Origin of the sequence: Acinetobacter sp. Tr-809, assembly GCF_011753255.1 — a bacterium.
In the GTDB taxonomy this organism is placed as follows: Bacteria; Pseudomonadota; Gammaproteobacteria; order Pseudomonadales; family Moraxellaceae; genus Acinetobacter.
This window is the reverse complement of record NZ_VWVZ01000003.1, coordinates 425,273-452,253: the sequence shown is the minus strand read 5'-3', so window position 1 is coordinate 452,253 and position 26,981 is coordinate 425,273. Positions and strand designations below refer to the sequence as shown.

Annotated in this window: 16 protein-coding genes and 4 tRNA genes; 11 read left to right on the top strand and 9 right to left on the bottom strand. The window is 43.6% G+C overall.

All coding sequences use genetic code 11. The annotated features are described in order from the left end of the window. Window positions 1–34: 34 nt before the first annotated feature. The gene (locus F3J02_RS09540; protein ID WP_167248725.1) at window positions 35–409 is read left to right on the top strand and encodes a hypothetical protein; all 375 of its coding nucleotides are present in this window, start codon (window positions 35–37) and stop codon (window positions 407–409) included. Here F3J02_RS09540 and wrbA read toward each other — a convergent pair. Next, the gene (gene wrbA / locus F3J02_RS09535) at window positions 406–1,005 is read right to left on the bottom strand and encodes an NAD(P)H:quinone oxidoreductase (protein ID WP_171526068.1); all 600 of its coding nucleotides are present in this window, start codon (window positions 1,003–1,005) and stop codon (window positions 406–408) included. The two genes, F3J02_RS09540 and wrbA, sit on opposite strands and share 4 nt — an antisense overlap. A 113-nt stretch (window positions 1,006–1,118) precedes the next feature. Here wrbA and F3J02_RS09530 point away from each other — a divergent pair, with 113 nt between their 5' ends. Next, on the top strand, window positions 1,119–2,369 hold the full coding sequence (locus F3J02_RS09530) for a YihY family inner membrane protein (protein ID WP_167248723.1): 1,251 nt from the start codon (window positions 1,119–1,121) through the stop codon (window positions 2,367–2,369). Between the two features lie 26 nt (window positions 2,370–2,395). On the opposite strand, the gene F3J02_RS09525 is transcribed toward F3J02_RS09530, so the two are convergent. Beyond that, window positions 2,396–3,301: a DMT family transporter gene (locus F3J02_RS09525; RefSeq protein ID WP_167248722.1), complete on the bottom strand. Its 906-nt coding sequence runs from the start codon at window positions 3,299–3,301 to the stop codon at window positions 2,396–2,398. 107 nt (window positions 3,302–3,408) lie between these two features. On the opposite strand from F3J02_RS09525, the gene F3J02_RS09520 reads away from it, so the two are divergent. Then, window positions 3,409–4,209 (top strand): AraC family transcriptional regulator, encoded by an 801-nt coding sequence (locus F3J02_RS09520; protein ID WP_167248721.1) that lies wholly within the window; start codon window positions 3,409–3,411, stop codon window positions 4,207–4,209. 98 nt (window positions 4,210–4,307) lie between these two features. On the opposite strand, the gene F3J02_RS09515 is transcribed toward F3J02_RS09520, so the two are convergent. Together F3J02_RS09515 and F3J02_RS09510 are read right to left on the bottom strand one after the other, a co-directional pair. After that, window positions 4,308–4,949: a fumarylacetoacetate hydrolase family protein gene (locus F3J02_RS09515; RefSeq protein WP_167248720.1), complete on the bottom strand. Its 642-nt coding sequence runs from the start codon at window positions 4,947–4,949 to the stop codon at window positions 4,308–4,310. 33 nt (window positions 4,950–4,982) lie between these two features. Then, on the bottom strand, window positions 4,983–5,480 hold the full coding sequence (locus tag F3J02_RS09510) for a YcxB family protein (RefSeq protein WP_167248719.1): 498 nt from the start codon (window positions 5,478–5,480) through the stop codon (window positions 4,983–4,985). Between the two features lie 380 nt (window positions 5,481–5,860). Here F3J02_RS09510 and F3J02_RS09505 point away from each other — a divergent pair, with 380 nt between their 5' ends. After that, a complete protein-coding gene (locus F3J02_RS09505) occupies window positions 5,861–7,159 on the top strand; it encodes an SRPBCC family protein (RefSeq protein WP_167248718.1) in 1,299 nt (432 codons plus the stop codon). A 41-nt stretch (window positions 7,160–7,200) separates the two neighbouring features. Here F3J02_RS09505 and F3J02_RS09500 read toward each other — a convergent pair. After that, window positions 7,201–7,277 (bottom strand) — tRNA-Arg (locus tag F3J02_RS09500). Window positions 7,278–7,771: 494 nt separating this feature from the next. Here F3J02_RS09500 and F3J02_RS09495 point away from each other — a divergent pair. Next, window positions 7,772–14,695, top strand: a complete 6,924-nt coding sequence (locus F3J02_RS09495; protein ID WP_416224644.1) for a beta strand repeat-containing protein — start codon at window positions 7,772–7,774, stop codon at window positions 14,693–14,695. Window positions 14,696–15,305: 610 nt separating this feature from the next. Further along, window positions 15,306–19,346 carry a beta strand repeat-containing protein gene (locus F3J02_RS09490; RefSeq protein ID WP_167248717.1) on the top strand — a complete coding sequence of 1,347 codons (4,041 nt, stop codon included), beginning with the start codon at window positions 15,306–15,308 and terminating at the stop codon, window positions 19,344–19,346. Window positions 19,347–19,465: 119 nt separating this feature from the next. Here F3J02_RS09490 and F3J02_RS09485 read toward each other — a convergent pair. The 3 genes from F3J02_RS09485 to F3J02_RS09475 all read right to left on the bottom strand — a co-directional run bounded on the left by F3J02_RS09485 (window position 19,466) and on the right by F3J02_RS09475 (window position 19,766). Beyond that, window positions 19,466–19,542 (bottom strand) — tRNA-Arg (locus F3J02_RS09485). A 46-nt stretch (window positions 19,543–19,588) separates the two neighbouring features. Further along, window positions 19,589–19,665, bottom strand: a tRNA-Arg gene (locus F3J02_RS09480). 11 nt (window positions 19,666–19,676) lie between these two features. After that, a tRNA-Ser gene (locus F3J02_RS09475) sits at window positions 19,677–19,766 on the bottom strand. A 260-nt stretch (window positions 19,767–20,026) separates the two neighbouring features. On the opposite strand from F3J02_RS09475, the gene rnr reads away from it, so the two are divergent. From rnr to F3J02_RS09450, 5 genes are all read left to right on the top strand, one after another. Further along, window positions 20,027–22,462, top strand: a complete 2,436-nt coding sequence (gene rnr / locus F3J02_RS09470) for a ribonuclease R (RefSeq protein WP_167248716.1) — start codon at window positions 20,027–20,029, stop codon at window positions 22,460–22,462. 87 nt (window positions 22,463–22,549) lie between these two features. Next, complete coding sequence (locus F3J02_RS09465; RefSeq protein WP_167248715.1) at window positions 22,550–23,155, top strand: hypothetical protein; 606 nt, start codon at window positions 22,550–22,552, stop codon at window positions 23,153–23,155. A 62-nt stretch (window positions 23,156–23,217) separates the two neighbouring features. Next, window positions 23,218–25,257: a M3 family metallopeptidase gene (locus F3J02_RS09460; protein WP_167248714.1), complete on the top strand. Its 2,040-nt coding sequence runs from the start codon at window positions 23,218–23,220 to the stop codon at window positions 25,255–25,257. Window positions 25,258–25,295: 38 nt separating this feature from the next. Next, entirely contained in the window at window positions 25,296–25,502 is a 207-nt protein-coding gene (locus F3J02_RS09455) for a YheV family putative metal-binding protein (protein ID WP_004657752.1), read from the top strand. A gap of 10 nt (window positions 25,503–25,512) precedes the next feature. Beyond that, entirely contained in the window at window positions 25,513–25,965 is a 453-nt protein-coding gene (locus F3J02_RS09450; RefSeq protein WP_167248713.1) for a hypothetical protein, read from the top strand. Between the two features lie 49 nt (window positions 25,966–26,014). Here the strand turns inward: F3J02_RS09450 and F3J02_RS09445 are convergent, their stop codons facing one another. Beyond that, window positions 26,015–26,929 carry a DMT family transporter gene (locus F3J02_RS09445; RefSeq protein WP_167248712.1) on the bottom strand — a complete coding sequence of 305 codons (915 nt, stop codon included), beginning with the start codon at window positions 26,927–26,929 and terminating at the stop codon, window positions 26,015–26,017. Between the last annotated feature and the right edge of the window lie 52 nt (window positions 26,930–26,981).

The window sequence follows — 26,981 nt, the reverse complement described above, 5'->3', positions numbered from 1 at the left end:
GTATATTGATTCTATTCCATTTAGGAGAGAGTCGATGCAGCTACAACGTCAGCATCTCGCCCACTTTAAAGTGCATGAGCTGGTTCTTAGCCTCTCTCCCCTACAGTTCAATCAGCAGCTTGTCAGCCAAATCGAAAAATCACTTGGACTCAGTTATATCAGCGAAAATGAGTCGCATCGGGTGTGTTTCGCCAATCAAAATACCGAATTACAAGATGCTTATAAACAGGTGTTTAGCGAAGTTGATCTACTGGATTATCTCTATGCAAGTTTAATCTCAGACCAGCAAAGTGCAGAAAAAATACAGCTACAGAATCCTGCCTTAGCTCCAATTCCCTTCCCAACTGACAATCTTACTTTCTGGAAATTGGTCGCAACTGGGCGGAAATATCGACTTTCGCTGAGTTAAAATTTTCCAACCAACGCTTTCACCATTTCACCTAAGCGCTTGCCTTGCGCTTCACACAAGATTTTCTCATCTTGACTTAAGCTCTGATCATGACGTGGCCCGCTAACATGACTGGCACCATACGGTGTCCCTCCAGTTTTGGTATTGGACAAGGCAGGAATCGAGTTTGGTATTCCCATAATCATCATGCCATGATGAAACAACGGCGGTAACATCGTTAGCAACGTACTTTCCTGCCCACCATGCATCGAGCCAGAAGACGTAAACACACAAGCTGGTTTATTATGCAACGCACCGTTCAGCCATAAGCTGGTGGTTTGGTCCCAAAAGTACTTCATCTCACTGGCCATATTGCCAAACCGTGTTGGCGAACCTAAGGCCAAACCAGCACAATGCGTTAGATCATCTAAACTACAATAAATATCGCCATCTTCAGGAATACTGGCTTCCGCTTGAGTCACAACAGGAGCTAAATTCGGCACTGTTCGGATACGAGCAGTCACGCCAGCGGCTTCAATTCCATCGGCAATTAGATGCGCCATTTGCTTGGTTGAACCGTATTTACTGTAATAAAGAACAAGAACGTAAGGTTGCATCACTTTCAAGAATTTTGTTAAAAAGAACACTATACGACATTTTTTATATTTTGAGCTGTAGTAAATCCTGTGATTACACCGGATTTTTATTAAAAATAACTAGGATAGAACCCATGATCTTAAATCGTTATCTAAAAAAACTGCCTTTTTTAGAGGAAACATGGTTTCAATTTATTGTGTTTGTGTTACGACGTTTTGAAGCGGATCGCTGTCGGGAACAAGCAGGTGGACTCACCTACACCACGCTGTTTGCAGTAGTGCCGATGTTGACTGTTTTTTTAGTGATTATCTCTTCGATTAAAGCACTCGAGCCTGCCAGACAGCAGTTACAACAACTGATCTATAGCAACTTTCTACCGAAAAGCACTATTGCTTTTGACAAAGCTTTAAATGCCTTTACCGAAAAATCTAGTAACCTAACCATTATTGGTGTGCTGTTCCTGTTTGTCACCACCGTACTGATGCTCACCTCGATTGAAAATGTATTTAACCGAATTTGGCGAGTCAAGGAAACTCGAACTGGCTTAGTCGGTTTTATGCGTTACTGGACCATTATTTCATTAGGACCGATTGTTTTAGGCAGTGCCTTTGTACTGTCATCGACAGTGGCTTCAATGAATATCCTGAGTAATAATTTTGCAGGCTATCAACTCGATGGCTCATTTCTGTTATGGCTCATTTCTTTTGTTTTAACGATTGTCGGTTTCTTCATTTTATATTGGACCATTCCTAATCGAACTGTTCCTGTTTTTTCTGCCTTCATCGCAGCGTGCTTTAGTGCGACCGTCTTTGAGGTTCTAAAACGCTTTTTTGGTTGGGTGATGAGTAACTTCACCAGCTATGAAATCGTGTATGGTGCCTTTGCAGCGGTACCGATTTTCCTGCTATGGATTTATTTGTCTTGGAACATAATTCTATTAGGTGTCGAGATCAGTTATGCGCTCACCGCCTTCCATTCAGGTAAAGAACAAAAACGTCATCCAATTTTAATGATGCTGGATATTTTGGAGTTATTTTATAAAAAACAGCAAATCGGCCAAAGTGTCAGCGAAAAAGAGCTGTTAAATATTATTGGTCGGGGTGAACTTGGTCGCTTACCGTCTTTTATCTTAGAACTCGAAGCCCAAAACCTGATTATGCGAACAGATAAAGACGAATATGTCTTGGTCCGTAATCTGGCTCAGGTGGATTTCTGGAGCTTCTTCACCGCCCTGCCTTATCCACTACCGTTACGTCCCGATGTTGAGCATATCCATCAGGATGATGAATGGATGGAACGGCTCGGTCCTTCATTGGTTGAAAGTAATGATTATTTAGCAGCCAAGCTATCTATTCCACTTTCCACTCTGTTTGAACAGAAGTAACTAAAAGACCTCTTGCGAGGTCTTTTTTATTTCCTTAACCAGCCCTGTAAACTCACCACCACAATGCCAAGCAAGACTAGTGCAGAACCAATCACAAAATTCATTTCAATTTTTTCGCCCAATAACCACACACCAAAAGCCATCCCAAATAAGGGGGTCAGGAAGGAAAAAACGCCGAGGCGGGAAGCTAAATAATTTCGTAGCAACCAGAACCACGCCAAGAAACTAGCGAAAGAAACCACCAAGGTATGAAAAGCTAAACTGCCCATCACCAACGGGGTGAAATGAATCGTGGCCTGCCCCAGAACCAGAGCCGCGCCAAACAACAGCACAAAACTACCTGCCAATTGATAAAACAAGGTTTGTGTTACTGCAGCTTGCGCCAGTGAGGATAAACGTACGGTAATCGTGGTTGCCGCCCAAGCAATACTGCCTGCCAAAGCCAGTAAGTCACCCCATAACATCTGCCGATCCGCAATTGACCCGCCTGAATTAGTACGTAAGAACGTCACCACAATCCCTAGAAAGGCAATCCCAATGCCTGTCCATTGCAACAGACTGAGACGCTCTGAAGGAAGTTTCCAATGCAAGCCCAAGGCCACAAAAATCGGCGCGGTATATAGGAGTACCACCGCATGTGAAGCTGAGGTTAGCTGTAAGGCTTGTGCCAATAAAAAGAATTCTAAAGAAAATAAAAAGGCAACCAGCGCACCCGCTTTTAAATTCTGGCGATTAAAAAGCTGACTGCTTTTATCGAGGTAAAGTAAAGGTAAAAGCAGCAGTGCTGCAAGGCCCGAACGCAGCGCGATTTGCATTAAGGGTGAAATATCAGGAGCTGCCATTTTTAAAATGACTTGTTGCAGTCCCCAGATCATACACAGTACGATCATCAGACCCGATGCCGTTGCATCTAATGCTTTACGCTCATCCATTGCGCGCTCCTGATTTTATGGTTTGAGCACCAATATAAGACTGTCGTATTTTCATGATATAGTGAAAATACGACAATAGATGCGTGTTTTCAGGCAATTCTCATGTTATGAAAAAATCAGCACAACGGATTCAAGATTTTCAGCCAATCCCAACCTACAACGATATTCCTGCACCTTTATGGCTTCAGATTCGGGATGCACCTGCAGAGACTTTCTACCCACAGCACGCGCACGCTTGGGGAGAGTTTATCTATGCTTTTGACGGTGTTTTAGAGGTCAATATTGAGCAAATTCATTATTTAACCCCGCCACCTTATGGGATTTGGCTACCACCGCATTTACAACATAGCGGTATCAATCGTAACGAGGTCACGCATTGCACCTTGTACGTGCATGAATCACTCTGTCAAAACATGCCTCAACAGGCGGGTATCTTATTATCTGCACCCTTAGTTTCTGCACTGCTCGAACATATCCGCAAGCATCCCTTTTCTGAACAAGATCCAGAGTATTTACGCTTGCTTCAAGTCTTACTCGACTCACTGACCCATGCTGAACTTGTCGGCAGTTATTTGCCTACAACACAGCATCCTGCACTGGCTAAAATATTAACCCATTTGCATGAATTTCCTGCGGATAACAGTACCTTGGAACAGCTTGCACAAATGATTAATATGACTGAGCGTACCCTTGCCCGTTATAGCCAGAAAGAATTAGGCATGTCGTTGCATGAATGGCGGCAACGTTTAAAAGTGATGAAAGCGATGTCGATGTTGAATCAGGGTAAAACCATTGAGAATATTGCTTTGGACTTAGGTTATGCCAGTTCATCGGCTTTTATTTATATGTTTAAACGTTGGATGCACTGTACCCCTGACCAATTCCGAAAACTGTATCAAGGCAGTTAAGCTTTGACTGAGTTTGTATTTAAGGTTGAACAAAAACACATGTGTTGAGCTATAAAAAAAAGGCGCTGATTACAAAACCAGCGCCATCGTATTTCAATTTATGCTTTTACAAACGTATTCCAGTCGTATTCGCCAGACTGAGTAATCAATTTCATGGTCAATTGGTCATTGGCACGTAATGCTCCAACACCAGCAGGCGTACCTGTCATAATGACATCACCGACTTCAAGACTAAAAGATTTGTTAATCTCAACCAGTAAAGTCCCAATATCGAAAATCATATCTTTGGTAAAACCGTGCTGACGGTCTACACCATTAATATTCAAAATTAGCTCTAACTCTTGTAAGTCACCAATTTCATCTGCTTCAATCCAGTCTGCGAGAATACATGCACCATCAAAAGCTTTGGCACGTTCCCACGGCTCGCCTTTAGATTTTAAATCACCCTGCAAATCACGTAGGGTCAAATCTAAGCCCAAAGTCACCGCACCGATTGCTTCTAAGGCTTTGGCTGGATCGGTTTCTTGCGATAAAGGATGTGCTATTTGCAAGCAAATTTCGCACTCATAGTGACACTCACCTAATGCTTGATTCCAGCTTACGCCTTGTTCTAAAGAACCGATACTGCTTGGCGGCTTGATAAAGAGCAACGCGCGATCAGGAATGGCATTCCCCAACTCTTTCGCATGTTCAGCATAATTTCGACCCACACACACAATTTTTGAAGGACGTGTACTCATGAAAACTCCTTGTTCTTTCAACCGTCGATAAACTTACTTTTTAAAACTATTCTCAAATTTTGTTTGATCTGCTGAATTGCTAAATGCACGTTTAGGCACAATCACTACAGTATGACTTTTCAGCTCCAACATATAGGTCAACTTGCCAATCGCAAACGATTGAACCTCTGCATATTGCGCTGTTTGTTTTTTACCTGCTGCATAAAGCTCAAAATGATCTTGGTACAAATCGATCCCTTGCTCACTTTTACCAAATTGATAGCGAACAAATTGGCGTTTGAACAGCATAGGTAATAACCAATATCGCATGACACCCTGCATAATCAGAAAAAAAGCACCAAGAGCAACGTAATAACGCCCAACACCAGAAAAACCTAAATAGATGCCCCACAAAATAATCGCAATACTAATCACAGGGGTTAAAAAACGACTAAAGGTCTTTTTTCCAAAAGTGACCAAAGCAAAACCATCTTGTGATTCTTCTAAGTTTAGATAATAGCGCACCGACACACTTGGACGTTGTTCAGACATTTTAGATTTCTAACATTTGAAAAAACTGGCTTATTAGAACATAAATGATCCAATGGGAAATCACATTTATCGTGATTTAATGCAAAATTTAAATGTGATTTTTTCTATTCTTTTTAATTCAGGTTTTAGATCAAGTCGCTTGTTAGAGAAATACTGACCAGACTAGATCTACAATTATTTTCACCATTTCATGCCATTTTAAATCTTTCTCATCAGTATATTTTATCCTGAACATCAGTCTTTTAGGCCATTTCAATGAATTATGGATAAGAGATATACGCAATACGACTACTTTTTAACCTAAAAATTTATTAAGGTGAATTCTTCAAAATAGATGATCCAATCTATAGACATACGCAAAAACAAGGAATGTAAACGTGATGGCTAATACTAATGTGCTGCTATATTGTGGTCTCTTACTTGGAATGTCCCAATCCTGTATGGCACAAATCTTACCTTGGACAGACAATATTCCAAGTGCCCTACACCCCTTTCAAAATAGTCCACAACTTTTAGCCAGTTACACCCAAAACAATATTTTTATTTATGGCCATCCTGCAACAAAAACAGCATTACCCACACTGAAAAGTAATCCTCAGCCTAGTGTTGGTTTTACTTCAGCATCGATCATTGTTCCCGTTAATACACAGCAAGTGGCAAAAACACTGACCGACTTCAGCCACTATGTCGGTTTATTCCCAACGCTTAAATCGGCGAAAATAGTGGAACAATCTGGCAACACGATTCAAATGAAATATCGTGTCTCGATTCCGACCCCAATTCCTGTGCTCAACTTTAATGAAGATGTCACCCTACAACACCAGATTAAGCCGAATAGTATTGCCAATTTAGTCATTGACGCTCCTATTCCTTATGCAGTCGGAAAATTTGAATGGTTTGCTCTGGACGAGAACCGAACTTTAATCACCTTAACTCAGTGGGGTGACTTAAATCAGCCCAAAGGATTTATTTTTAAGCAAATTCTTAATGCCATCCCTGACGTAAAACCCGGTATTCCGAGTAGCGTCAATACATTTACATTAGAAGCATTAAGAACCCGTTTTAGTAAACAAGAAACCATACTACTCAATCCAGGACAAATTCCAGCGACACAATTCAATGCAGAACAGCTCAATAAAATCACACAACTAATTCAAACGGCTCAGCAACCTGTCAGTATTATTCATGCACCAACAAGTATGCTGTATACCCATGGTCGGGAAACAATGCGCTTCACCACCACGTATCAGTTCTATAAGCAATCTCCTCAACCTTTACAAAAATGGCTGAGTCCATTGGCCTACCAAGAGTTATTTCCTCGACAGATTAAAAAAGTGATCGCCTCTCCTGTTCAAAATCAAGAGCAGGACGCAGATATTAAAGTCAATGTTGGCCTTGGTGTCATCAATATACCGTTCGCATTTAAATTACGTTTTAATTATCCGCAGGCAGATGAAAATAATTTTTATGCCAATGGCGGTGACCTACGTTTTATTAAAGGAAAAATGAAACTGAACTCACTCAACCACGGGACTTTATTGACCATGACCAGCGCAATGAAAATCGATGAAAAAGCTCCCTTTCTATTAAGAGCAATGCGCAGTCTGCCTTATCACGACGTACTACCTGCGGTGGGCGGTAATACCGTATTTGTACAAAAAATCAAAGCAAAAATTTGAGGCACAAAAAAACCGCAATTAAGCGGTTTATTTATTCAAATTGGTGCGCTCAGAGAGATTCGAACTCCCGACCCCTTAGTTCGTAGCCAAGTGCTCTATCCAGCTGAGCTATGAGCGCATATTTGATGGAGCGCATTATACGCACTTTCCACCAAATGATAAGCCTTTTTTCACAAGATTGCATTCAACTGGCTATAGATTCGGCATCCAGCGACTATTGGAATAAAAAACGAGCATATTAATGTTTGAATGAGCATAGACATCTCTCCAGTCAATGTCCGACACAGATATTCAATTATTTCAAACATTCAATCACACCTAAGTAAATGATTAAACTTTAAATATATCGGTTCTAATGATTTTATATTTCTATCGACTTTATAACTTCTATAAAGAATTAGCATTCCGAATAAGAACTAGTCATAAATTCGCTGAAAAAATACATCTCTTTGTTTTCTATTATTTTTATACCCCCTTAAAAATATGATACAAAGCACAATATTGACTTTAATTAGATAACTATTAAATACTAATAAACACATTATGAGACAGGAGTCACATAATTATTAAAGCTTAATAAAATAAAACTCCAATAATTATAGGTATATCGACATGTTATTTAAAAATATTTTATCACCCATTAAAGGGATTCTGTCTCTTTCTAGCAATAGCCAAGGATCCTCCTCTTCGGTTAATACTGTACCCACTGTAAAAAATACAGTCATCGAAGACAGCAGCACTCTTACTCATACAAATAGTGGTACGAATACGAGTCATGGCGGTTTGCTCAACGACATAGCGGCAGGGAATGGTAGTCACAACTACGGTCCAGGATTAGGTAACGCAAACGATTTTAGCTTTACCCCCTCTTTCACAGCAGCGTTCCAGCCTTTCAGTAATTCATTTTCATGGCTAGGCACGACAACACCTCTTACAACGGCCAATACAACGCCAACAACATCAACAACTCAAATCCACGATAACGATATTGTTAATAATAGTAATACCGGTACTCAAGCTGGCAATGGTAATGCTGGTGGCTTATTAAATGGTATCGCGGCAGGCAATGGTGAACATAATTATGGCGTTGGAAATGGCAATGCTGACGATGCCAGCGTAACAGTGCCATGGACCACGCCAGTCCAAGCAATCAGTAATTCAATCGCTGCTGTTGGCGGTGCTGATATCAACGCGGTGAATACATCACCCACAACATCTTCAACTCAAATTCAAGATAATGATACGACTAACAATAGTAATACGGGCATAGGTTCTGCTGGGAACGGCAGCGCTGGTGGTCTATTAAATGGCATTGGTGCTGGTAACGGCGAACAAAATTATGGAATTGGCAATGGTAATGGCGACGATGCTGGTATCACCACACCTGTTACGACACCATTCCAAGCAATCGGCAACTCAGCCGCAGCGATAGGTGGTGGTAATATCAATGGAATTAATAGCACTTCAACCACAAATAGCAGTGTCATTGATGACAATGATACAACCAACAACAGCAATAATGGCGTTGGTGTAGCTGGTACGGGCAATGGAGTGGGTGCTGGTTTACTTAACGGCATTGGTGCAGGGAATGGTGAACATAACTATGGTATTGGCAATGGTAACGGTGATGATGCAAGTGTGACCGTACCTTGGACCACACCTGTTCAAGCAGTGGGTAATTCTGTTGCAGGCATTGGTGGTGGCGATATCAATTCGGTCAATACATCAACAACCAGTACCTCCAGTACAGTCCACGACAATGACACCATAAATAATAGCAATAATGGTACAGGCCTAACGGGTACCGGCAATGGTCTTGGTGGATTGGGTAACGGCCCAGCGGCAGGCAACGGGCAACAAAACTATGGGATCGGCAATGGTAACGGTGATGATGCCAGCGTCACAACACCAATCACTGTGCCAGTCCAAACCATTGGTAATTCAGTCGCAGGGATTGGCGGTGGTGATGTAGATTCTGCCAACAATACATCAACAAGTTCAGCGACAACGATTCAAGATAATGACACCACTAACAACAGTAATAACGGTGTGGGTGCAGCTGGAAATGGCAGCAATGGTGGCTTATTAAATGGCGTATCTGCTGGCAATGGTGAACATAACTACGGTATTGGTAATGGTAATGGTGAAGATGTTGATATCACCACACCATGGACCACACCTGTACAAGCAGTTGGCAACTCAATTGCAGGAATTGGTGGTGGTGATGTAGATTCGGTCAATACATCAACCACAACTTCAACCACCAATATTCAAGACAATGACACAACCAACAATAGTAATAATGCAACTGGCGTCCTTGGCAATGGTTCTGGCGGTTTAGCCAATGGTCCAGCAGCTGGTAATGGTGAACAGAACTATGGGATCGGCAATGGCAACGGTGACGATGCCAGCTTTACTGCACCCGTCACTGCACCATTCCAAACAATTGGCAATTCAGTTTCAGGCATAGGCACAAACGATGTCGATTCCGTAAACAATGTTTCAACCAACTCAAGCACAGCGATTCAAGACAATGATACAACCAACAACAGCAACAATGGGGTTGGATCAGCGACTAATGGTAATGAGGGTGGTTTACTCAACGGTGTATCCGGAGGTAATGATGAAAATAACTTCGGTATTGGCAATGGCAATGGTGACGATGCAGATATCACCACACCATGGACCACACCTGTACAAGCTGTAGGTAACTCAGTGACTGGTATTGGTGGCGGTGATGTTAATTCTGTCAACACTGCAGCAACGACATCGACCACACATATTCAAGACAATGACACAACCAACAATAGCAATCATGCCACTGGTGTGGCTGGCAATGGTTTTGGCGGTATAGCCAACGGTCCAGCCGAAGGCAATGGTGAACAAAACTATGGTATCGGCAATGGTAATGGCGATGATGCAAGTGTCACCATCCCCGTGACCTCACCTTTCCAAGGTCTAGGTAACTCAGTTTCAGCAATTGGCGGTGGTGATGTTAATTCGGTGAATACTGCTCCAACCAATGCCTCTACTGTGATCGAAGATAACGACACCATCAACAACAGCAACAGTGGTGTTGGTGCAACAGGCAATGGCAGTACAGGCGGCCTATTAAATGGTGTTTCCGCAGGCAATGATGAACACAACTATGGTATCGGTAACGGCAATGGTGATGATGCCAGCGTCACGACCCCCATTACGACACCAGTCCAAGTTCTAGGTAACTCAGTTGCAGGCGTTGGTGGTGATGTAGACTCCGTCAATACAGCGCCAACCAATACATCGAATATTGTTTATGACAACGATACAACCAACAATAGTAATAATGGCGTTGGCACAAATGCAGGCAATGGCCTTGGTGGTTTAGGTAATGGTCCGGCAGCAGGCAATGGCGAACAAAACTATGGTATTGGCAATGGTAACGGTGATGATGTAGATATTACTGCCCCATGGACAACACCTATTCATGTCTTAGGTAATTCAGCGGGTGTTATCGGCGGTGGCGATGTTAGTTCTGTCAATAATGGTTCTACCAACACACTCAACTATGTACAAGACAATGATACAACCAACAATAGTAACAATGGCACTGGTGTCACAGGAACAACAGGCAATGGTGCTGATGGCTTACTCAATGGTGTAAGTGCTGGTAATGGTGAGCATAATTACGGTATTGGCAATGGCAATGGCGACGATGCCGATTGGACATCTCCAGTCACAACGCCAATCAATTTCATGGGTAACAACATCTCTGGACTGGATAATGACTGTGATCCGAATGATCTCGGTAATACCTCAACCAATACAGCAACAACCAATACAACCAACATCGTCTCAGACAATGACAACATCAACCATAGCAACAATGGTACAGGTGCTGGTAGTGGTACTGGTAACGGTGTAGGCGGACTGCTTAGTGGCGTTGGTGCAGGTAATGGCGAACAAAACTATGGTATTGGCAATGGCAATGGTGATGACGTTGATGTTGTTACACCTGTCACCACCCCGATCAATGGTTTAGGGAATGAGTTTTCTTTTGTTGGTGATGCAAATAATGCGTCCCACAATAATGCAGCAACCACAACAACCAATACTGTGCTAGATAACGACACCACCAACAACAGTAATAATGGTGGTACTGGAACAGCCACAGGTAATGGTGTTGGCGGTGGTATAGGCAATGGCATTGGTGCAGGGAATGGTGAACATAACTACGGTATTGGCAATGGTAATGGCGATGACGCAAGTGTAACCATGCCTGTTACCGCGCCAGTCAACGGTTTAGGTAACTCGTGGACCTTCTTTGGTGATACAACCAATACATCTGTCAATAACGGCTCAACCACAACAACCAATAACTTGCAAGATAATGACACAACCAACAATAGTAATAACGGCACAGTTGTAGGTGGTACTACTGGTAATGGCGTTGGCGGTGGTATAGGCAATGGTATTGGCTCTGGCAATGGAGACCATAATTTTGGTATTGGTAATGGCATCGGCAGTGATGCCAATGTCGTCGCTCCAATCACAAGCCCTGTTAATTTCTCTGGTAATGCAGGCTCTATTTTTGGTAATGCAACATCAAACTCAATTAACAACTCCTCTACAACAGCCAATAACAATTTCCAAGACAACGATACGATCAACAATAGCAATAACGGTGGCGTAGCAAGCGGTTCTGGTAGTGATCTTGGAGGTATTCTGAACGGTATTGCCGCAGGTAATGGTGAGCATAACTACGGTATTGGCAATGGTATTGCAGATGATTCGAGTATCGTAATCCCAATTACCACACCATTAAATGCATCAGGGAATGCCTTCTCAATCTTTGGTGATGCAACTTCAAATTCACAAAATAACTCTTCAACCACGACCAACAACAATGTTCAAGACAACGATACAACCAATAACAGCAATAGCGGCGGTAACGGTGCAGATGGCTTAGGTGGCGGTATTGGTAATGGTATCGCTTCAGGTAATGGTGAACACAACTACGGCATCGGCAATGGTATTGCAGATGACGCAAGTATCATTATCCCGATCACAACGCCTGTGAATGCATCAGGTAATGCCTTCTCCATCTTTGGAAATGCGACAGCAAATTCAACCAATAATTCATCTACGACAACCAATAACAATTTCCAAGACAATGATACAACCAACAATAGTAACGGCAGCGGTACAGGTGTCGGTTCTGGCGGTGGTATCGGTAATGGTATCGCATCAGGCAATGGTGAACATAACTATGGTATCGGCAATGGTATTGCGGATGACGCAAACTTTGTCGCACCAATTGCAATCCCCGTTAACTTCTCTGGCAATGCCATTTCCTTATTTGGTACTGCAACGTCAACTTCAACCAATAATGCTACAACGACTACACATAATAACTTCCAGGACAATGACACCGAAAATAATGGTTCGATTGGCAATGGATCTGGTGGTATCGGTAATGGTATTGGTGCAGGCAATGGCGACCATAACTATGGTATCGGCAATGGCGTTGGAGATGGTACCAACGTCGTGACTCCAATTACCATTCCAATCAATTTCTCAGGCAATGCAATCTCTGTACTCGATCTAAATAGCATCTCTCACGGTGATCTAGTTACTCCTGTAACCAATCTCGTCACGGTTGTGACTGGTGATGCTGACAGCACGGGTGTCTTAGGTACTGTCACAGGTGCAGTCGGCGGTGTAACCGCTAGCGTAGAAGGCATTATTAGTGGCGACTACAACCCTATTGATGTTGTCACGGGTATTGTTGGTGGTGTCCTCAGTGGTGAGGGTGGCAGTCCCCTTGATCTGGTGACTGGTCTAGTTGGCGGTGTAATCGGTGGTGAAGGTGGCAATCCTCTCGACATCATTACTGGAACAATTGGTGGAGTGATTGGTGGTGACGGCGGTCCTCTTGGCGCAGTCACTGGAATCATCGGTGGTCTTACTGGTGGTATCGGTGGTGGTGACGGCGGCCCTCTTGGTGCAGTAACAGGCATTATCGGTGGTATTACTGGCGGCATCGGCGGTGGTGACGGTGGTCCTCTGGGCGCAGTCACTGGAATCATCGGTGGTCTTACTGGTGGTATCGGTGGCGGTGATGGCGGACCTCTCGGTGCTGTAACAGGCATTATCGGTGGTCTTACTGGCGGTATCGGCGGTGGTGACGGCGGACCTCTCGGTGCTGTAACAGGCATTATCGGTGGTCTTACTGGCGGTATCGGCGGCGGTGATGGCGGACCTCTTGGTGCTGTAACAGGCATTATTGGTGGTCTTACTGATGGCATCGGTGGTGGTGACGGTGGTCCTCTTGGCGCAGTCACAGGTATTATTGGTGGTCTTACTGGTGGTATCGGCGGTGGTGACGGCGGCCCTCTTGGCGCGGTCACTGACATTATTGGCGGTATCACAGGCGGCATCGGCGGTGGTGACGGCGGTCCTCTTGGCGCAGTCACTGGAATCATCGGTGGTCTTACTGGTGGCATCGGCGGTGGTGACGGCGGTCCTCTTGGCGCGGTCACTGACATTATTGGCGGTATCACAGGCGGTATCGGTGGTGGTGACGGTGGTCCTCTGGGTGCAGTCACTGGAATCATCGGTGGCATTACTGGCGGTATCGGTGGTGGTGACGGTGGCCCTCTTGGAGCAGTCACTGGAATCATCGGTGGCATTACTGGCGGTATCGGTGGCGGTGAAGGCGGTCCTCTGGGTGCAGTCACTGGAATCATCGGTGGCATTACTGGCGGCATTGGCGGTGGTGACGGCGGTCCTCTTGGTGCTGTTACAGGCATCATCGGTGGTATCACTGGCAGTATCGGCAGTGGTGACGGTGGTCCTCTAGGTGCAGTAACAGGCATTATTGGTGGTCTTACTGATGGCATCGGTGGTGGTGACGGTGGTCCTCTGGGCGCAGTCACTGGAATCATCGGTGGTCTTACTGGCGGTATCGGCGGTGGTGACGGTGGTCCTCTCGGTGCAGTCACTGGAATCATCGGTGGTCTTACTGGTGGTGACGGCGGTCCTCTGGGCGCAGTCACAGGTATTATTGATGGTCTTACTGGCGGTATCGGCGGTGGTGACGGCGGGCCTCTTGGCGCAGTAACAGGCATTATCGGTGGTCTTACTGGTGGCGGCGGTGACGGTGGTCCTCTTGGCTCAATAACAGACATTCTCAGCGGTATTACTGGTGGTATTGGTGGCAGTGACGTGATTTCTGGCGTTGCTCAACCTATCCAAATTGTTGTTGGAAGTGGCAACCTAACACTCGATTTATTACAAGAGAATATGAGTAATATCTTCAGTAGTGGGAATGTATTTGAAGGACTAACCAACCTTGTTCATGTGAATAATGACAATGGCGGTAATAGTATCGATAGCATTTTGAATATCATCACGGGCACAGTTTCTTCTAGTACTTCTGGAATCGCAGCTGGAGAACCTCATCCAGATGGTGGTAGCATTACCGATCTCATTTCGGTTTCATCACCATTAACAAGCCTAACCGATCATCTATTTGGCTCATTTCATCACTTTTAAAATATAACGATAAGAAAAGCCACTTTCATCAGTGGCTTTTCTTGCAGCTTAATTCGTTCATCAAACTAAAATCAAAATACTGCACGGAGAACATATTTGATTGGTAAGTTTTTTTAAATAACAAGTCAAGAACAACATAAACAATACGACTTTAGATCTATTAAAATTTTAAAAAAATTAATTAAGAAAAAATTTAAGACATTGATCTTTATTAATTAAATAAATGCAAAAAACACTAGAAATATTTTTTTGCAAACCAGTAACAAATTTTAAAACTTTCTTTTCAACACGGTATTTATAGTGCATAGATTAAGCTAAAACAATACCTTAATTGCATGATAATAAACACTTATTCTACTAAAATTAAAGTCATTCCAAGCTTTCAAATAAAATACAAGTGTAAATTTAGTTAAAATTAACAACCAATAAATATATTAAAATTCAATATTTTAAATCCACATTTAACAATCATATTCCAATCCGTTACAGATTGACAAAATAATTGCCACATATAACACTAAATATGATTAATGTGACCTTAATCACAAAAATATCATAGCAATTTAATAATTACTCAAAACAACACAACTTTATAAATATAGGTATCGTTATGCTTTTCAAAAGTCTTTTTTCACCCATTAAAAGTATTACTTCAAGCTTAGTTGATAGTAGTACATCTACATCACACGTTGGCGGTTCAATCCTTGCTCCTTTATCCTTATCTACAATTACAAATATCGTTTCAACAAATACCGTAACTCATACGGTAAGTAATCTTACAGGTGGAGCAGCCAACAATCCTATAAGTTCAATTACTGGCATTCTGGGGAATGTGACAGGCAGTAGTAGCCCACTTTCAACAGTCACAAATATTCTAGGCGGTGTTACAGGCGGCGCAAGTGGCAATCCACTTGGTGCAGTAACAGGAATTCTTGGAGGAATTACGGGCGGAAACGAGGGTGGTCCACTTGGTTCAGTCACAGGCATTATTGGTGGTCTTACGGGTGGAACAAATGGTGGCCCACTTGGTGCAGTGACTGGAATCATTGGCGGTATCACTGGTGGAGCTGAGGGTGGCCCACTTGGTGCAGTCACAGGCATCATCGGTGGTCTTACGGGTGGGACTGAGGGCGGCCCACTTGGTGCAGTCACTGGAATCATTGGCGGTATCATTGGTGGAGCTGAAGGTGGCCCACTTGGTGCAGTCACAGGCATCATCGGTGGTATTACAGGTGGTGATTTAGGCAATAATCCCGTAACAGGCGTCATTCAAACAGGTATTGATGTCCTTCAAGGTGTGGAAAGCTTAAAGACTGAAATCATTAATACAGGAATTGATACTGTCGCAGGCACCATTATCAGTGCAGTTCACCAATCTGAACACCCTATTGGAGATCTAGCTCATTTAGGTACCCTCACCTTTGAGACTTCACGGGATACGGTAAATGGCACACTGGAAGCAGTTTCTGATTTAGCCGGTGCGGATATCGGTGGTGCTGCGAGCGCTCTGACTGGTGTTGTTGGTACACTTGTGAATAACGGTTCAGTTGCGTCAAATACAGTGCAGCATATCATTGGTGATGTAACCAACATTGGTAACACAGGTCCATTAGGTACTGTCACAGGTATTATTGGTGGCATTACTGGCGGTATTGGCGGTGGTGAAGGCGGTCCTTTAGGTGCAATCACAGGCATTATCGGCGGTGTCACTGGCGGTATTGGTGGTGGTGAAGGTGGTCCTTTAGGTGCAATCACTGGCATTATCGGTGGCATCACTGGCAGTATTGGTGGTGGTGAAGGCGGTCCTTTAGGCGCAATTACAGGAATCATCGGTGGCATCACTGGCGGTATTGGCGGTGGTGAAGGCGGTCCTTTAGGTGCAATCACAGGAATCATCGGTGGTATTACAGGTGGTGACTTAGGTAATAACCCTGTCACGGGCGTAATCCAAACAGGTATCGATGTCCTTCAAGGTGTTGAAAGTCTAAAAACAGATATTATCAACACAGGGATTACTACCGTAGGTGGTGCAATTGGCGGTGTTCTTCCGGGTGTTCATCCAGTTACTGATCTAACTAATCTAGGTACCCTCACCTTTGAGACCTCGCGCGATACGGTAAATGGCACACTGGAAGCAATTTCTGATTTAGCGGGTGCGGATATCGGTGGTGCTGCGAGTGCTCTGACTGGTGTAGTTGGTACACTGATTAACAATGGTTCAACTGCTTCTGGTCTGGTTCAGCATATTGCTGGTGACCTCACTGATGTTGGTGGTCTAATCGGTGGCGTGACTGGTGGAATTGGCGGCGGTGAAGGCGGTCCTTTAGGTGCAATTACAGGAATCATCGGTGGCATCACGGGTGGTATTGGTGGTGGTGAAGGCGGTCCTTTAGGCTCAATCTCTGACATCCTTGGTGGGATTACGGGCAATATCGGTGGTGGTGAAGGCGGTCCATTAGGTGCAATCACAGGCATTATCGGCGGTGTCACTGGCGGTATTGGTGGTGGTGAAGGTGGTCCTTTAGGTGCAATCACTGGCATTATCGGTGGGATTACTGACGGTATCGGTGGTGGTGAAGGCGGTCCTTTAGGTGCGATCACTGGCATTATCGGTGGTATCACTGGCGGCATTGGCGGTGGTGAAGGCGGTCCTCTTGGTCCTATCACAGACATTATCGGTGGCATCACGGGTGGTAGTGAAGGCGGTCCTTTAGGTGCAATCACAGGAATCATCGGTGGCATCACGGGTGGTGACTTAGGTAATAACCCTGTCACGGGCGTAATCCAAACAGGTATCGATGTCCTTCAAGGTGTTGAAAGTCTAAAAACAGATATTATCAACACAGGTATTACTACCGTAGGTGGTGCAATTAGCGGTGTTCTTCCGGGCGTTCATCCAGTTACTGATTTAACCAATCTGGGTACCCTCACCTTTGAAACTTCACGTGATACGGTAAATGGCACACTGGAAGCAATTTCTGATTTAGCGGGTGCGGATATCGGTGGTGCTACGAGTGCTCTCACTGGTGTAGTTGGTACACTGATTAATAATGGTTCAACTGCTTCTGGTCTGATTCAGCATATTGCTGGTGACATCACTGATGTCGGTGGTCTAATCGGTGGCGTGACTGGTGGAATTGGCGGTGGTGAAGGTGGTCCTCTCGGTCCTATCACAGACATTATCGGTGGGATTACTGGCGGTATCGGTGGTGGTGAAGGTGGTCCTCTCGGTCCTATCACAGACATTATCGGTGGGATTACTGGCGGTATCGGTGGTGGTGAAGGCGGTCCTTTAGGTGCGATCACAGGCATTATCGGTGGGATTACTGGTGGTGACTTAGGCAATAACCCTGTCACAGGTGTGATCCAAACGGGTATCGATATCCTTCAAGGTGTTGAAAGTCTAAAAACAGATATTATCAACACAGGGATTACTACCGTAGGTGGTGCAATTAGTGGTGTTCTTCCGGGTGTTCATCCAGTTACTGATCTAACTAATCTGGGTACCCTCACCTTTGAGACCTCGCGCGATACGGTAAATGGCACACTGGAAGCAATTTCTGATTTAGCGGGTGCGGATATCGGTGGTGCTGCGAGTGCTCTGACTGGTGTAGTTGGTACACTGATTAACAATGGTTCAACTGCTTCTGATCTGGTTCAGCATATTGCTGGTGACATCACTGATGTCGGTGGTTTAATCGGTGGCGTGACTGGTGGAATTGGCGGTGGTGAAGGTGGTCCTTTAGGTGCAATCACAGGAATCATCGGTGGGATTACTGGCGGTATCGGTGGTGGTGAAGGCGGTCCTTTAGGCGCGATCACAGGCATTATCGGTGGCATTACTGGCGGAATTGGCGGTGGTGAAGGTGGTCCTCTCGGTCCTATCACAGACATTATCGGTGGGATTACTGGCGGTATCGGTGGTGGTGAAGGCGGTCCTTTAGGTGCGATCACTGGCATTATCGGTGGGATTACTGGTGGTATTGGTGGTGGTGAAGGCGGTCCTCTTGGTCCTATCACAGACATTATCGGTGGGATTACTGGTAGTATCGGTGGTGGTGAAGGCGGTCCTTTAGGCGCGATCACTGGCATTATTGGTGGCATCACGGGTAGTATTGGTGGCGGTGAAGGTGGTCCTTTAGGCTCAATCTCTGACATCCTTGGGGGGATTACGGGCGGTATCGGTGGTGGCGAAGGTGGTCCTTTAGGCCCAATCACTGGGATTATCGGTGGAATCACTGGTGGTATCGGTGGTGAAGGTAGTCTAAGTGTGATTACAGATATTCTTGGAACCATTAATAATGGCGCAAATAGCGGAGACGTTATCGCAGGAATTGCTCAACCGATTCAAACCGTCATTAGCAGTGGCAACATTGCAGTAGATACCTTACAAGATCATGTTAGTACCCTATTCAGCGATGGCTCATTAGAAAGTATCAATAATCTAATCAGTGTAAGCGTTGGCAATGGAGATTACAGTGCTCACGGAAGCGTGGATGGAATTTTAGACGCGTTGACTGGCACAGTCACTTCAGGCATCGCTGTAGGTGAACCAAATCCAAATGGTGGTTCGTTAACCGATCTTATTTCTCTTCCATCTGCTTTAAACAATTTAACTGACCATCTATTCAGTTCAGTCAATCATTTCTAAATAGACCAACTAAAAAGCCGCTGATTTCAGCGGCTTTTTTACATTTATTATTTAATTCATATTCAATCATAAATTTCAGGCGCAAAAAAACCGCAATTAAGCGGTTTCTTCTATTAAGTTGGTGCGCTCAGAGAGATTCGAACTCCCGACCCCTTAGTTCGTAGCCAAGTGCTCTATCCAGCTGAGCTATGAGCGCATTACTTATGTGCCTATTTAGGCATGTGTTACTTTAAATCTTTACTTGGTGCGCTCAGAGAGATTCGAACTCCCGACCCCTTAGTTCGTAGCCAAGTGCTCTATCCAGCTGAGCTATGAGCGCTTTAAGTAAAGTGGCGGTGAGAGAGGGATTCGAACCCTCGGTACAGTTACCCGTACGCATCCTTAGCAGGGATGTGGTTTCAGCCACTCACCCATCTCACCGTAACACGAGCGCAATAATACAAACTAAAACCACATTACACAAGGGATGTTCCTGTTTTTTTCTGCTTTTTAAGTTCAATCAAATGTTTTTTAATCAATTCCCACATTTTTTCAGCATTTTTTGGTTCAACGCTTGTTAATATAGTGTTATCTCCTTTATTCAGATCGGAGCAATAAACAGAATCTTGCAATCTTTGACGTGCAGTTAGAGTTTGAATGACTTATGCTAAACCGATCTGCCAGATGTGAATTGAAACGATATGACTAAAAATTGGGCCGATCCCGAAGCAAAAGCAGAAGCGCAACGTTACGATAATCCTATTCCTAGCCGAACTCTTATTCTAACTACATTAGAACAATTACAAACTGCACAGTCCCATGCAGAATTGGTTGATCACTTTAATATCCCCGATCAAAAAAGTATTGATGCCTTGAATCACCGTTTAAGTGCCATGGTTCGTGATGGTCAACTTATGAAAGATGGCTTTAAATACCAACCTGCAACCGATTTACCGAGCCATGAAGCAACGGTTTATATCAATAGTAAAGGTTTAGGTACTGCCAATATTGCAGGTCAGGACGATATCCTTTTACCTGAACGTGAACTACGCCTAGTTTTTAATGGCGACCGCGTTAGGGTACGTCAGACCTCGGTTGACCGTAAAGGCAAGCCTTGGGGCTTTATTACTGAAGTCGTGCAACGTCGTGTTAAGCAGATTATTGGTAAAGTGGCTGAGCATGAAGGTGAATACTTTATTCAGCCGAGCAATCCAAATCAGCACCAACCGATTACCCTCGAAAAAGAACTGATTGAACATGCCAATGCCAAAGTGGGCGATATGCTGCGTGTTGCGATTGATGATTACCCAACCCGTGAAGAACTGGCAACAGGTCACATCGTTCAATCTATGGCGGATAAAGCAGATACTGAAATTATTATCCCACAAACGATTCTAGAATTTGGTCTGCCTTACGAGTTTCCAGAAGCTGTAGTGAAAGAAGCAGAAAGCTTTAAAGAACCTTCGGCAAAAGATCTTAAAGGACGTGTCGATTTACGTGATCTGCCGCTCGTCACCATTGATGGCGAAGATGCACGTGACTTTGACGATGCCGTATTTGCTGAGAAACGTGCAGGAGGTGGTTACCGTGTCGTAGTGGCAATTGCCGATGTTAGCCACTATGTGCGTTTAGACTCTCCATTAAATGAAGAAGCAGAGGAACGTGGTACATCGGTTTATTTCCCGCACTTTGTATTGCCTATGCTTCCAGAAGCGTTATCAAATGGCTTATGTTCTTTAAATCCACATGTTGACCGTCTGTGTATGGTCTGTGATTTAAAACTGTCTCGCGCAGGTAAAGTCACAGGTTATGAGTTCTACCCTGCGGTAATGCACTCGAAAGCACGTTTAACCTATACCCAAGTAGGGCAATATTTTGAAGGGGCAACCAATGCCATCCCTGAAGATAAGAGCATTCATAAATCACTGAATACCTTATTCCAACTTTATCAAACGCTAAAAGAATTGCGTGCTAAGCGTCATGCAATGGAATTTGAAACCATTGAAACCTATATGACCTTTGACGAATTAGGTGGGATCAAAGAAATCTTGCCGCGTAGTCGTAACGATGCACATAAACTGATTGAAGAATGTATGTTGTTGGCGAACGTTGCCGCTGCGGAATATGCTTTGGAACATGATATTCCAATGCTCTATCGTGTGCATGAAGCTCCAGAGTTCTCACGTATTCAAAAAGTTCGTGATTTCGTCAAATTGCTCGGTTTGCCATTCCCAGAACAACCAACTCAGGCCGATTATCAGGCGGTAATTGAAGCAACCAAAGATCGTTTAGATGCACCAAGTATTCATGCGGTGTTGTTACGTTCGATGATGCAAGCCTATTATGGTGCGAACAATGCAGGCCACTATGGTTTGGCATATGAAGCATATACCCACTTCACATCACCGATTCGTCGTTATCCAGACTTATTACTACACCGTGCGATCAAAGCGTATTTAGACAAAAAAGTGTATCCACTGTCAGGTGCAGCATTAGATGATGCGGGTGAACATTTCTCGCAAACTGAACGTCGTGCTGATGAAGCATCACGTAGCGTTACCATGTGGTTGAAATGCCACTATATGCAACAGCATATCGGTGATGAGTTTGTCGGGGTTATCAGTGCAGTCACTGAGTTTGGACTATTCGTGACCCTTAAAGACCTCTATGTTGATGGCATGATTCATGTTAGCCAGTTAGGGGATGACTTTTTCCTTTATGATCAGGCGAGCCAAAGCTTAGTAGGGCAAAATCGCGGACAATCCTTTAGTCTCGGTGATGAAGTCAAGATTCAAGTTGCGGGTGTGAACTTGGAAGAACGTAAAATTGACTTCCAGTTAGTTCAACAACTCACCCATTTGGGCCGTGTAATTCGTCAGAAAGCACCGCGTACTGCGAATCCTTCTAGCTCGAAACGTGCTTCAACAACTGAAGAAGTATTTGGCAACCAGCCCTCTACTCAATCCAAAGTCAGTGAAGATGGTGAGAAGCCTGTACGCAAGAAAAAGGATAAGAACAAAGCAAGTTCTTATACCAAGAAGCCTACAAAAAAAGCGTCTGTAAAGCCTGAAAGCAAAGACAAGGCCAAGAAAAAAGTGAAAAAGAAAAAGTCGAATGCGAAAGCAAAACAAGACTAATTCACTCAAGAGCAAGTTCAGTCATGGACTTGCTCTTTTTGCTTAAGTGAATACAATCATAAGTTATCAAGATATATTAACAATAAAATGATTGATCAATATTCATCTAAAAAGCCTCAAAAAATAATCATTGGTTGTCTCTACATCCTTATTCTAATTGTGGGATTTTTTGATCTCTTTTCAGCAAGTTCTCACTTTACGCCAACGGATAGAGTCGCTCAGTTTGGGTTCTATTTTTCCATCATCATAGCGTATAGTGTTGTATTGCTCAGCTATTATCTTGCTTACCACTCTCAATGGAAAATGCCTAAAAGCCTCACACAGCAAATCTCAGGCCCCATACAGCATATTTTCAACTTTATCTGTCTTACCCCTCTATTCGCTGCGCTGCTTTATTATACGTTCAGTGGTATAGCCCCTTATTTATATACATATTACTTTGGCCATCAAACAGAAAAGCAGGTTATTGCAACAGCGGTTATATCTAAAAGCAATAAGGCAAAGTGTTCGTATGAATTAAAGAGTAAATCTCTGAACTACTTTTTCTTCAACTATTGTCTGACTACTCAACAATATAAACAATTCCCTCCCAACCAAAGCGTAATGGTCAAACTGTCTACAAAACAAAGTTACTTAGGTACAATTGTAGATAGTTTGCAAGGAATTATTCCTGAATCAACAAATCAACCTTGATTTCTCCCCTCCGAAGCCCTACATCTATAACTATGTTTAAAGATGAATATGGCAAAAATACAATGACATTCCAGCAAGCGACACTTCCCGTTCCTCAATTTGATCAAATTCAACTTGCCGACTTAAAACAACAAATTGAACAGACCATTCAAAATGGTCAAAACTTCCTGAATCAACTCCATCAAGTTCCTCAAGGCACTGAAGCTCAACTGGCAACATTGACCGAAGTTGATCAACTTGAAAATAATATGAGTGAAGCATGGGGGATTTTGTCGCATCTCAATGCGGTGATGAACAACCCTGAAACCCGTGAAGTCTATCAAGCACTGTTACCAAGTTTAAGTGAATACTATACGCAGCTTGGACAACACACGGCACTGTATCAAACTTATCAACAGATCCATGATAGTGCTGTATTTCAAACGCTGAGCGAAGCGCAGCAAAGTGCAATTAAACTGGCTTTACGTGATTTCAAACTGTCAGGTGTTGCACTCGAAGGTGAAGCTAAAAAACGTTATGCAGAAATTTCAGCACGTTTATCGCAGCTTTCTTCTGACTTCTCTAACCATGTACTCGATGCAACCCAAGCCTACTTTAAACCTTTAACGGAAGCACAACTCAAAGGCCTGCCACAAAGCAGCGTTGAACTGTTAAAACAATACGGTCAACAACGTGAGCTTGAGCAAGCCGTTGCGACGCTCGACTTCCCTGCTTATTTTGCAATTATGACTTATGCCGATGATCGTGAGTTAAGAGAAGAGTTGTATAAGGCCTATGTCACCCGCGCATCTGAACAGTCCGACAAGACTGAATTTGACAATACACCTGTGATGGAAGAAATCCTGAGCTTACGTCAGGAAATGGCACAACTGCTTGGCTTCAATAATTTCGCTGAATATTCCCTTGCGAGCAAAATGGCGCCTGACGTTGAAACAGTTAATCAATTCTTAGTTGATTTGGCAGAACATGCCCGTACGCCAGCACTTGCCGAAATTGCAGAACTCAAAACCATTGCACAACAAGATGGCATTGATGAACTCAAACCTTGGGATGCAACCTATTATTCTGAAAAGTTGAAACAACAACAGTTCAACCTCTCGCAAGAAGCACTTAAACCATATTTCCCTGCACCGAAAGTGGTTCAAGGCCTATTCCAAATCGTACAACGTCTTTACGGTATCCAGATTGTCGAACGCCAAGCCCCTGTTTGGCAGAATGATGTTCGTTATTTTGAAATTGAAGATCAAGGTCAAGTGGTCGGTGGTTTCTACTTCGACTTATACGCACGCAATGGCAAACGCGGTGGTGCATGGATGAGCGGTTTCCGTTCTCGTGTTCAAACAGCCAATGGCCTACAAAAACCAATTTGTTACATGGTATGTAACTTTACCCCACCAATTGGCGATCAACCTGCCCTATTGACTCATGATGAAGTAATTACTTTATTCCATGAGTTTGGTCATGGCTTACATCATATGTTGACCGAAGTGGATAACATCTCGGTTGCAGGGACACACGGCGTAGCTTGGGATGCAGTTGAATTACCAAGTCAGTTTATGGAATTCTGGGCATGGGACAATGAAAGTCTAGATGTACTCAGCGAGCACACCGAAACCAAACAGACTTTGCCACAGGAATTGTTATCTGCATTGTTAAATGCACGTTTCTTCCAATCAGGTATGCAAACCTTGCGTCAGATTGAGTTTGCTTTATTTGATCTCACGATCCATCGTCAAGCACCAGCATTAAACAGTCAGCAAATCCAAGCAACTTTAGATGATATTCGCGATAAATTTGCTGTTATTCCAGCGGTTGCCTACAACCGTTTCCAACACAGTTTTAGTCATATTTTTGCAGGTGGTTATGCTGCGGGCTACTACTCGTATAAATGGGCAGAAGTTTTAGCAAGTGATGCATTTGATCGTTTCGAAAGTGAAGGTATTTTTAATACCGAGACTGGAAAAGAGTTTAGAAAGTTTATTCTAGCAGTTGGCGGAAAAGATACAGCGCTTGATGCGTTTCGCAATTTCCGAAAAAGAGAACCAAAAATAGATGCATTATTACGTCATCAAGGTTGGACGAACACTCATAAAACCGCTTAAACTACGTCATTATTGTTCGCAGGGTGTAATTAACTGACATGAAGAGACAGTTCATCGCGGGTGCAAAATGCCCAAAATGTGGCGCGTTAGATCGTGTGGTTAAGATCATCACTGTGGATGACGAGTGGATTGAATGTATCGAATGTGCTTATAGCGAAAAACGTCCGACCCATGTGGAACAGGCGCAACCCGCTGAGCCAGATGAGATTGGGGTGATACAGTTCAAACCTCGTCATTTTGACTAGAAGGTTAAAAATGATGTCCACATACCAGACTGAAAATTCCAAATTATTATGGATGATAATTGGTGGAATTAGTGTTGTAGTGGTGCTGTTCCTTGCTGTCCAATGGTTTTTAGCACAAAAAGATCAGCAACCAACCGCCACTCCTTCGGAACCTGTTGCCGCAAAAACAATTGCATCAGCCCAACCAGAAACGGTGGTGACTAATGATGAAGTCATAACAGCGACAAATGATGTTGCTGCGCCGATCCAATTGGTTGAAGAATCCATTGTGAAAGCGCCACTGCCTACAAATGATAGTTTGGCAAAAGAAGAAATTGCCAAACTGGATGATATTCACCAACAACTGCAAGACCAACAACATGAGTTAAAGCAGCAAAGTAGTGATGTTGATACTTTACTCAAGCTGAAAGAAGATCAAATTAAGCTACTAGAAGCTCAGATCGCAGCACAGAGTAAGTCTTAAAAAAGAAAAAGCTTTAACCTCAGTTAAAGCTTTTTTGTTGCTCGTCTCTTTAATCTAAAATTTGCTTCGTGTCTTGTTTCAGCTGGATCGGTTTCTGAATCGTTTGTGCAATCAAGATACCAATTAAAGTTAAGCCGCCACCAATATAGTGAAACATTTGTAAATGCTCACCCAATAATGCCACTGCAATCAATGCTGTAAATAAGGGCAATAGGTTCATAAAAATACTATTTCGATTTGGCCCTAAATGTCTTACCCCTTCAATCCACAAATAAGATAACAACACTGAGGAAAAAATACTGGCATAGACAATCAGTGGAATGGTTTGTTTATTTAGTTGTATTTCCGATGCAGGCAAAAATACAAAGAATGGCAACACATAAACAATCGCAAAACTAGATTGTACGAAGTTAGATTGCCACGCAGGGATCGGCATTTTCCAGCGTTTCAGTAAAACGCCATACAAGGCATAGCCTGCTGCTGCGATCAACATTAAGCCATCCCCCAAATGAACACCTTGCTTCCAAATATCAGAAATTGAACCATGACTCAGCAAATACAAGATGCCATAGAAAGACAAAGCACCTCCAAACAACATGCCGTAACTAATACGATCTTTCAGCATCAAGCTAGTTAAAATCATGGTCAGCAAAGGAATCAATGCAGTCACAATCGCCATATTGGTTGCTGTGGTGGTCGCTGCCGCCTGATAAGACAAGAACTGAAATAAAGACACAGAAAGAAAACCGCCCAATGCCAACTGCTTCCAATATTGCTTGATGGTCTGTCGATTCTTCCAGACAGGAATCAGCACAAACGTACTCATCACGGCGAGTGCCAATACCAAACGATAAAATGTGATTGCTACAGGAGAAATGGCATGGCTGGCCATTTTAGACACCACAACATTTCCTGCCCAAAATAAAATCGCGAATAAGGGATAAAAATAAGCACGCTGGAACATCATCTAAACCTAGATATTTCGGTATAGATCATGCTAAAAAATAATCATCTTA

What these genes read in the sequence shown, in the direction of transcription:
- F3J02_RS09540 (WP_167248725.1), top strand. Translation starts at nt 35, where the DNA reads ATGCAGCTACAACGTCAGCATCTCGCCCACTTTAAAGTGCATGAGCTG.
- wrbA (WP_171526068.1), bottom strand. Translation starts at nt 1,005, where the DNA reads ATGCAACCTTACGTTCTTGTTCTTTATTACAGTAAATACGGTTCAACC.
- F3J02_RS09530 (WP_167248723.1), top strand. Translation starts at nt 1,119, where the DNA reads ATGATCTTAAATCGTTATCTAAAAAAACTGCCTTTTTTAGAGGAAACA.
- F3J02_RS09525 (WP_167248722.1), bottom strand. Translation starts at nt 3,301, where the DNA reads ATGGATGAGCGTAAAGCATTAGATGCAACGGCATCGGGTCTGATGATC.
- F3J02_RS09520 (WP_167248721.1), top strand. Translation starts at nt 3,409, where the DNA reads ATGAAAAAATCAGCACAACGGATTCAAGATTTTCAGCCAATCCCAACC.
- F3J02_RS09515 (WP_167248720.1), bottom strand. Translation starts at nt 4,949, where the DNA reads ATGAGTACACGTCCTTCAAAAATTGTGTGTGTGGGTCGAAATTATGCT.
- F3J02_RS09510 (WP_167248719.1), bottom strand. Translation starts at nt 5,480, where the DNA reads ATGTCTGAACAACGTCCAAGTGTGTCGGTGCGCTATTATCTAAACTTA.
- F3J02_RS09505 (WP_167248718.1), top strand. Translation starts at nt 5,861, where the DNA reads ATGGCTAATACTAATGTGCTGCTATATTGTGGTCTCTTACTTGGAATG.
- F3J02_RS09495 (WP_416224644.1), top strand. Translation starts at nt 7,772, where the DNA reads ATGTTATTTAAAAATATTTTATCACCCATTAAAGGGATTCTGTCTCTT.
- F3J02_RS09490 (WP_167248717.1), top strand. Translation starts at nt 15,306, where the DNA reads ATGCTTTTCAAAAGTCTTTTTTCACCCATTAAAAGTATTACTTCAAGC.
- rnr (WP_167248716.1), top strand. Translation starts at nt 20,027, where the DNA reads ATGACTAAAAATTGGGCCGATCCCGAAGCAAAAGCAGAAGCGCAACGT.
- F3J02_RS09465 (WP_167248715.1), top strand. Translation starts at nt 22,550, where the DNA reads ATGATTGATCAATATTCATCTAAAAAGCCTCAAAAAATAATCATTGGT.
- F3J02_RS09460 (WP_167248714.1), top strand. Translation starts at nt 23,218, where the DNA reads ATGACATTCCAGCAAGCGACACTTCCCGTTCCTCAATTTGATCAAATT.
- F3J02_RS09455 (WP_004657752.1), top strand. Translation starts at nt 25,296, where the DNA reads ATGAAGAGACAGTTCATCGCGGGTGCAAAATGCCCAAAATGTGGCGCG.
- F3J02_RS09450 (WP_167248713.1), top strand. Translation starts at nt 25,513, where the DNA reads ATGATGTCCACATACCAGACTGAAAATTCCAAATTATTATGGATGATA.
- F3J02_RS09445 (WP_167248712.1), bottom strand. Translation starts at nt 26,929, where the DNA reads ATGTTCCAGCGTGCTTATTTTTATCCCTTATTCGCGATTTTATTTTGG.